Annotated in this window: 7 protein-coding genes; 5 read left to right on the top strand and 2 right to left on the bottom strand. The window is 66.4% G+C overall.

Annotation, left to right across the window (positions count from 1 at the left end):
• Together ACE3S9_RS12595 and ACE3S9_RS12590 are read left to right on the top strand one after the other, a co-directional pair.
• On the top strand, window positions 1-305 hold a 305-nt coding region (locus tag ACE3S9_RS12595; RefSeq protein WP_374546813.1), incomplete at its 5' end, for a PTS sugar transporter subunit IIA.
• A gap of 5 nt (window positions 306-310) precedes the next feature.
• On the top strand, window positions 311-634 hold the full coding sequence (locus ACE3S9_RS12590; RefSeq protein WP_374546812.1) for an HPr family phosphocarrier protein: 324 nt from the start codon (window positions 311-313) through the stop codon (window positions 632-634).
• Here the strand turns inward: ACE3S9_RS12590 and pgi are convergent, their stop codons facing one another.
• The gene (pgi, locus tag ACE3S9_RS12585) at window positions 635-2,272 is read right to left on the bottom strand and encodes a glucose-6-phosphate isomerase (RefSeq protein WP_374546811.1); all 1,638 of its coding nucleotides are present in this window, start codon (window positions 2,270-2,272) and stop codon (window positions 635-637) included.
• 125 nt (window positions 2,273-2,397) lie between these two features.
• Between pgi and ACE3S9_RS12580 the strand changes: the two genes are divergently transcribed.
• Both ACE3S9_RS12580 and arsC read left to right on the top strand, forming a co-directional pair.
• Window positions 2,398-4,203, top strand: a complete 1,806-nt coding sequence (locus ACE3S9_RS12580; RefSeq protein ID WP_374546810.1) for an ATP-binding cassette domain-containing protein — start codon at window positions 2,398-2,400, stop codon at window positions 4,201-4,203.
• 18 nt (window positions 4,204-4,221) lie between these two features.
• The gene (gene arsC / locus ACE3S9_RS12575) at window positions 4,222-4,656 is read left to right on the top strand and encodes an arsenate reductase (glutaredoxin) (protein ID WP_374546809.1); all 435 of its coding nucleotides are present in this window, start codon (window positions 4,222-4,224) and stop codon (window positions 4,654-4,656) included.
• Window position 4,657: 1 nt separating this feature from the next.
• Here arsC and ACE3S9_RS12570 read toward each other — a convergent pair whose 3' ends face one another.
• Window positions 4,658-5,857 carry a hypothetical protein gene (locus ACE3S9_RS12570; protein WP_374546808.1) on the bottom strand — a complete coding sequence of 400 codons (1,200 nt, stop codon included), beginning with the start codon at window positions 5,855-5,857 and terminating at the stop codon, window positions 4,658-4,660.
• 170 nt (window positions 5,858-6,027) lie between these two features.
• Between ACE3S9_RS12570 and arfB the strand changes: the two genes are divergently transcribed.
• Window positions 6,028-6,450: an alternative ribosome rescue aminoacyl-tRNA hydrolase ArfB gene (arfB, locus tag ACE3S9_RS12565; protein ID WP_374546807.1), complete on the top strand. Its 423-nt coding sequence runs from the start codon at window positions 6,028-6,030 to the stop codon at window positions 6,448-6,450.
• The last annotated feature ends 158 nt before the right edge of the window (window positions 6,451-6,608 follow it).

The following is a 6,608-nucleotide window of genomic DNA, read 5'->3' as shown; positions in this document are numbered from 1 at the left end:
TCACCATTGGTCCCGAGGACGATATGGAGAGCCGCCGCCGGGACATCATCGAGGCGATCGCACAGGTGGATGCGGGGGCTGGTGTGGTGGTGCTGACCGACATGTTCGGCGGAACGCCGTCCAATCTTGCGATTTCGGTAATGAACGGCGCCCATGTCGAAGTGGTGGCCGGCGTCAATCTTCCGATGCTCATCAAGCTCGCCTCGGTGCGCGACGAGGCGCCGCTGGAGCAGGCGGTGACGCAGGCGGCCGAGGCCGGACGAAAATATATTTACGTGGCTAGCAAGATTTTGTGTGGGAAATGACAGATTTGGACGAAGCCGGACCCTGCGACTGCCCGCCCAATCCCCCGCCGCCTGAAGGCGCCGTCACGCGCGACCTGCCGATTATCAACCGCAAGGGTCTGCACGCGCGCGCCACCGCGAAATTCGTCCATTGCGTCGAGCAGTTCGACGCCGAAATCACCGTGTCGCGTTGCGGCGAGACGGTCGGCGGCCAGTCGATCATGGGCATTCTGACGCTCGGCGCCGGCATCGGCAGCACCATTACCGTCTCGGCGACCGGCGCGCAGGCGCAGGAGGCGATCGACGCCATAGCGGCGCTGCTCGCCAATAAATTCGGCGAGGATGAATAATCAGCCCGGCAGCAGCGCGCGCCGCGCGGCGATGAGGCCGCCGGTCGAGCCGTCGAGGCCGGAAAGGTCCGCGCTGGCGTCGGCGACGAGCGGCGCGAGCCGGCTGCACAATTCCTTGCCCAGCTCCACGCCCCATTGATCGAATGGGTTGATGTCCCAGATCACGGATTGCACGAAGACCTTGTGCTCGTAGAGCGCGACGATGCGGCCGAGCGCGCGCGGCGTGAGCTGGCGATAGAGCAGGGTGGACGAGGGCCGGTCGCCCGAAAACACCTTGTGCGGCGCAAGTTCGTCGATCTGCGCCGAATTCAGCCCCTGAGCGCGTAAAATCTCGCGCACTTCCTTCTCCGAGCGGCCGCGTAAAAAAGCCTCGCTCTGGGCGATGCAATTGGCGAACAGCAGGACATGGTGCTTGTCGTCGGCCTCGGTGGGTTCGGCGGCGATCAGGAAATCGACCGGGACGACTTCCGTGCCCTGATGCAGCAATTGGAAGAAGGCGTGCTGGCTGTTGGTGCCGGGCTCGCCGAACACGATCGGCCCAGTGGCGCGCGGCGAGGAAGCGCCGTCGCGCAACACGCCCTTGCCGTTGGATTCCATGTCGAGCTGCTGGAGATAGGCCGGGAAACGGGCGAGGCGTTGGTCGTAGGGAATCACGGCCTGGGCCGCGAAGCCCCAGATATTGCGATGCCAGACCCCGATCAGGCCCATCAGGACCGGGATATTGTGCGACAAGGGCGCGCTGCGGAAATGCTCGTCCACATCATGGCCGCCGCGCAGGAAATCCTCGAAATGCTCAGGGCCGATGGCGATGGCCAGGCTGAGGCCGATCGCCGACCACATCGAATAACGCCCGCCGACCCAGTCCCAGAAGCCGAAGACGCGGTCCGGGCGAATGCCGAACGCCGCCACCTTGTCGAGCTTGGTCGAAACGGCGGCGAAATGATCGGCCACGGCCGCTTCGCCGAGCGCTTGCGCGATCCAGGCGCGGGCGCTGGCCGCATTGGCCATGGTTTCCTGGGTGGTGAAGGTCTTTGACGACACAATGAACAGCGTGCGCGCCGGATCGAGACCGGCGAGAGTGTCGGCGATATCGGCGCCGTCGACATTGGAGACGAAATGCGCCGTCAGCTCGGGTGAGGCGAAGGGCGATAGCGCGCGCGCCGCCATGGCCGGGCCGAGATCGGAGCCGCCAATGCCGATATTGACGACATCGGTGAAGGCTTCGCCGCGAGCGCCGCGAATCGCGCCTTCCCGCACGGCGCGGGCGAAAGCGGCGACCTTGGCGCGCTCGGCCTCTACCGCCGGCATGACGTCCGCGCCGTCGACGCGCACGGCCGCGCCGGAAAAATTGCGCAAAGCCATGTGAAGGGCCGGGCGGGCCTCGGTGTTATTGATCTTTTCGCCCGAGAACAAAGCCTCGCGACGCTCTTCCAGCCGGGCGGCGCGGGCGAGATCGAACAAATGGCCGAGCGTGGCGCGGGTCAGGCGGTTTTTCGAATAATCATAGAGCAGGTCGTCGAGGCGGACCGAGAAATGCGCGAATCGTTGCGGGTCCTCGGCGAAGAAATCGACCGTGCGCCGGCTGGCGATCTCGACGCGATGGGCCTCAAGGGCGGCGAAGGCGGCGGCGCGATCCATGTCGTGACCTCAATGCGATTGACGAAGCGGGCGAAACTTAGCCTGCGGCGCTGCAAAAAAACAGCGACCGCGGGCGTGTGGCGCCGCGCTCTTGCAGTCTGAGTCAATTTCCGTTTGAACGGGGCATGGCTCCTCCCATTCTCACTCTTCAGGGCGTCGGACTGACCCTTGGCGGCAAGCCCCTGATCGAACTCGCCGACCTTTCGGTCGAGCGCGGCGACCGCGTCTGTCTTGTCGGCCGCAACGGCTCGGGCAAATCGACCCTGTTGAAAATCGCCGCCGGCGAGATCGAACCCGATCGGGGCAGACGTTTCTTCCAGCCCGACGCCACCGTGCGCTATCTGCCGCAGGAGCCCGATCTGACGGGCTTTTCGGACGTGTTTTCCTATGTCGTGGCGGGGCTGGGGCCGAGCGACGCCGATTATCGCGCGCATTATCTGCTCGACCAATTGGGCCTGACCGGTTCCGAAAAGCCCGAAACGCTCTCGGGCGGCGAGGCCCGCCGCGCCGCGCTCGCCCGCGCTTTGGCGCCCGAGCCGGACGTGCTGCTGCTCGACGAGCCGACCAATCATCTCGATCTGCCGGCCATCGAATGGCTGGAAAGCGAACTGGCCGGCCTGCGCTCGGCTTTGGTGCTCATCAGCCATGACCGGCGCTTTTTGCAGAATCTGTCGCGGGCCACGATCTGGCTCGATCGCGGCCAGACCCGGCGGCTTGAAAAAGGTTTCGGCGAATTCGAGGCCTGGCGCGACGCCCTGCTCGAACTGGAGGAGCGCGACGCCCAGAAGCTCGACCGCAAGATCGCGGCCGAGGAACACTGGGTGCGCTATGGCGTCACCGCGCGGCGCAAGCGCAATGTCCGCCGGATGGCGGGGCTTGCCGCTTTGCGCCAGTCCAAGCGCGACGCCAAAAGGGCGGTCGGCGAGGTCAGGATCAGCGTCGCCGAGGGCAAAATCTCCGGCAAGCTGGTGGTTGAGGCCGAAAATGTCGCCAAAAGCTTTGGCGAGCGGGCGATCGTGAAAGCGCTGTCGCTGCGCATGTTGCGCGCCGACCGCCTCGCTCTGGTCGGTCCGAACGGCGCCGGCAAGACCACTTTAATCAATCTGCTGACAGGGGTCTTGGCGCCGGATTCCGGGACGATCCGGCTCGGCACCAATCTGCAGATGGCGACGCTCGACCAGCGCCGCGCCGCGCTCGATCCCAACGCCACCCTTGCCGACACCTTGACCGGCGGCGGGTCGGACTGGGTCGAGATCAATGGCGAGAAGAAGCATGTCATCGGCTATATGAAGGATTTCCTGTTCCCGCCGGAACAGGCGCGCACGCCGACCGGAAAGCTGTCCGGCGGCGAGCGAGCGCGTCTGCTGTTGGCGCGCGCCTTGTCGCTGCCGTCGAATTTTCTGGTGCTCGACGAACCGACCAACGATCTCGACCTCGAAACGCTCGATCTGTTGCAGGAAATGCTGGCCGATTATCCCGGCACCATCCTGCTGGTGAGCCACGACCGCGATTTCCTCGACCGGGTCGCCGGCTCGGTGCTGGTCGCGGAAGGCGAGGGCAAATGGCTGGAATATGCCGGCGGCTACAGCGATATGATCGCCCAGCGCGGCTTCGGGCTCGGCCCGGCCGTGAAGGCCAGACCGGTCGAGAAAAAGCCGGAAAGGGCTGAGGCGGCCCCCCGCGTGGACGCCAGGCGCCGCCTGTCCTTCAAGGAAAAGCACGCGCTGGAGACCTTGCCGGGCACAATCGAGAAGCTGCGCGCGACGGCGGTTAAATTGCACGACATTCTAGCCGATCACGCGCTTTACGCCCGCGATCCGAAGCGCTTCAATGAGGCGACCGCCTTGCTGGCCAAGACCGAAGCCGAACTCGCCGCGGCCGAGGACCAATGGCTGGAGCTGGAAATCCTGCGCGAGGACATCGGCGGCTGAGCCGATCAGGAGAAAGACATGACTGCTTTCGACGTCATCATCTACCATAACCCCGCCTGCGGCACGTCGCGCAACGTGCTGGGCCTGATCCGGAATGCCGGGATCGAGCCGCATGTGGTCGAATATCTCAAGACGCCGCCGACCCGCGCGCTACTGGAAATTCTTTGCGCGCGGAGCGGGTTGAATATCCGGGACATCCTGCGCAAGAAGGCCCCGCCCTATGCGGAGCTCGGCCTCGACAATCCCGCCGTGTCGGATGACGATATTTTCGCCGCCATCGCCAAACATCCGGTGCTGATCGAGCGGCCGATCGTGGTCAGCCCCAAGGGCGTGCGCCTGTGCCGTCCGGCTGACAAGGTTCTGGAAATCCTGCCGCCGCAGCGGGGCGAGTTTTTCGACGAAAGCGGCGAGCGCAAGGTGGACGAAAAGGGTCGCCCGGTCGCCTCCGCCTGATTCAACCGACCCATTTCGGCGCGGTCGGTCGCGCCGTCTTGTAATCACCGCGCGACACCAGAGCGAAGGCGCCCAGCGCCAGCGCCAGCGAGGTGATCCACCATGCCTGCAGGGTTGCGACCCCAAAGGCGCCGATGGCGTAGACATAAGTGAGCGCGCCGAGCCAGAACGGCGCCAGCCGTTCCGATTGCGCGGCCGCGGCCTTGCACGCGAGCGCAACCAAAGCGGCGATCGCCAGCACGCCGATCAGGCCGAGATCGGTCCAGGCCTGGAACAGCATGGAATGCGGCGTTTCCGGCGGCATATAGCCGCGCCAATAGCCGGCTTCGACGAAATTGAAGCCGTGGCCGGTCAGGATTCGCACGCCATCCGCCGCGATCACGCCGCTCCAGGCTTTGACGCCGAGCAGCGAGGCCGGCGCGTCCCCATGGATCAAGGGGCCGGCCAGCAGCGGAACCAGCGGCGCGAGCAGAAACAAGGTCGCGCCCACGCGGCCGAGCCAGCGGCCCGTGACGACCGGGCAGCGCAACGCAAAGCCGAAGGCGAGCGCCGCGAAGGCCGTGGCGGCCAGCGCCCGGGGCGCCGGCGCCGAAACGGCGGCCGCCAGCACGATAATGGCGAGACTGGCCGAAAGCGTCGCCCGGTTGCGCAAATGGGTGGCGGCCAGCGCCGGCCACAGCAGCAGCAAGGCGGTGGTTATGGCGATGCGCAGGTTTTCCTGCGCGCCGAGGTCGGAATCGTCCGAAAAGGCCTCGGCGCTCAGGACCAGCGCGCCGACCGAGGTCAAAGCCACGCCGAGCGGCAGGAAATAGAGATTGGCGGCGCGGGTGCGCGCCGGCAGCGAGGCCGCGACCGGCAGCACGCAGAGCAGGGTCAGCATGGCCTTGACCAGACGCTGGGCGGCTTCGGCCGGAAAGGGCGTCCACAACAGCGACAAGGCCAGCCAGATCGCGAGGAAGCAGGCGGCGAGGCCCAGGCGCGAGCGCAGGAAGCCGAAAATGTCGCGCAAGCTGAGACGGGGCGCGAGCACCATGCCGGCGGCGAGAATCACCGCACCGCCGATCGGCGGCAGAATGAAGATCGCGCGCTGGGACAGCAACTGGAATACGGGCGTGGCGACGAAAGCCACGGCGACGCCGATGCGCAGCAGGAGATTGGCGGCGTCGTCGGACGCTTTGTCGGCGGCTTGCTGGTTGATCATCACAAGGGCGATTCGCTAAGAGAAAAGGCGCTGCGTCCGGCGCTGCCATTCTAGACAAAGCCGCGCCGCAGGGCTGTGGGCAATTCGCAACAGTGCGGCGCGATTCTCCCGCCACGGCCTTTTCGGTCGATAGCGGTTACCTTCGGCGATTTCTTCGGGCGAGGCGGTTCATGATACGGATCACGCGGTCGATCGCGCTCGACGAAGCGGAATTGCACGAGGATTTCATCCGCGCTTCCGGGCCCGGCGGCCAGAATGTGCAAAAGGTCGAAACCGCCGTGCAATTGCGGTTCAACGTGCTGGCCTCGCCCAACCTGCCCGAGCCCGTGCGCGCCCGGCTGATCGCTCTGGCGGGATCCCGGCTGGCCTTGAGCGGCGACCTGATCATCCATGCGCGGCGGTTCCGTAGCCAGGAGCGCAACCGCGCCGACGCGCTCGAACGGCTGGTGGCGCTGATCCGCGAGGCCGCCGCCCCGCCGCCGCCGCCCCGTCGGCCGACCCGGCCGACGCTCGCCTCGAAGAAGCGGCGGCTCGACGGCAAGAAGCAGCGCGGCGTGGTCAAGGGGTTTCGCGGCAAGCCCGCCCTCGACTGAGGAGCGCCGCCCGCGTTTGTCCGCCCGCTTGCCGCCCGCGCGCTTGCCGGCCGTCCACGGCGATGATAGGGCTGCGGCGCCGCGCGAGCCCGCCCTCGCCGGGCGGGGACCACAGCCATCATGACCATACGCTTGCACCGGGGCGATCTGCCCGGCGA

Origin of the sequence: Rhodoblastus sp. (assembly GCF_041915505.1) — a bacterium.
Classification (GTDB): domain Bacteria; phylum Pseudomonadota; class Alphaproteobacteria; order Rhizobiales; family Beijerinckiaceae; genus Rhodoblastus.
The sequence above is the reverse complement of the archived record's forward strand: the minus strand, read 5'-3'. Positions and strand labels throughout refer to the sequence as shown.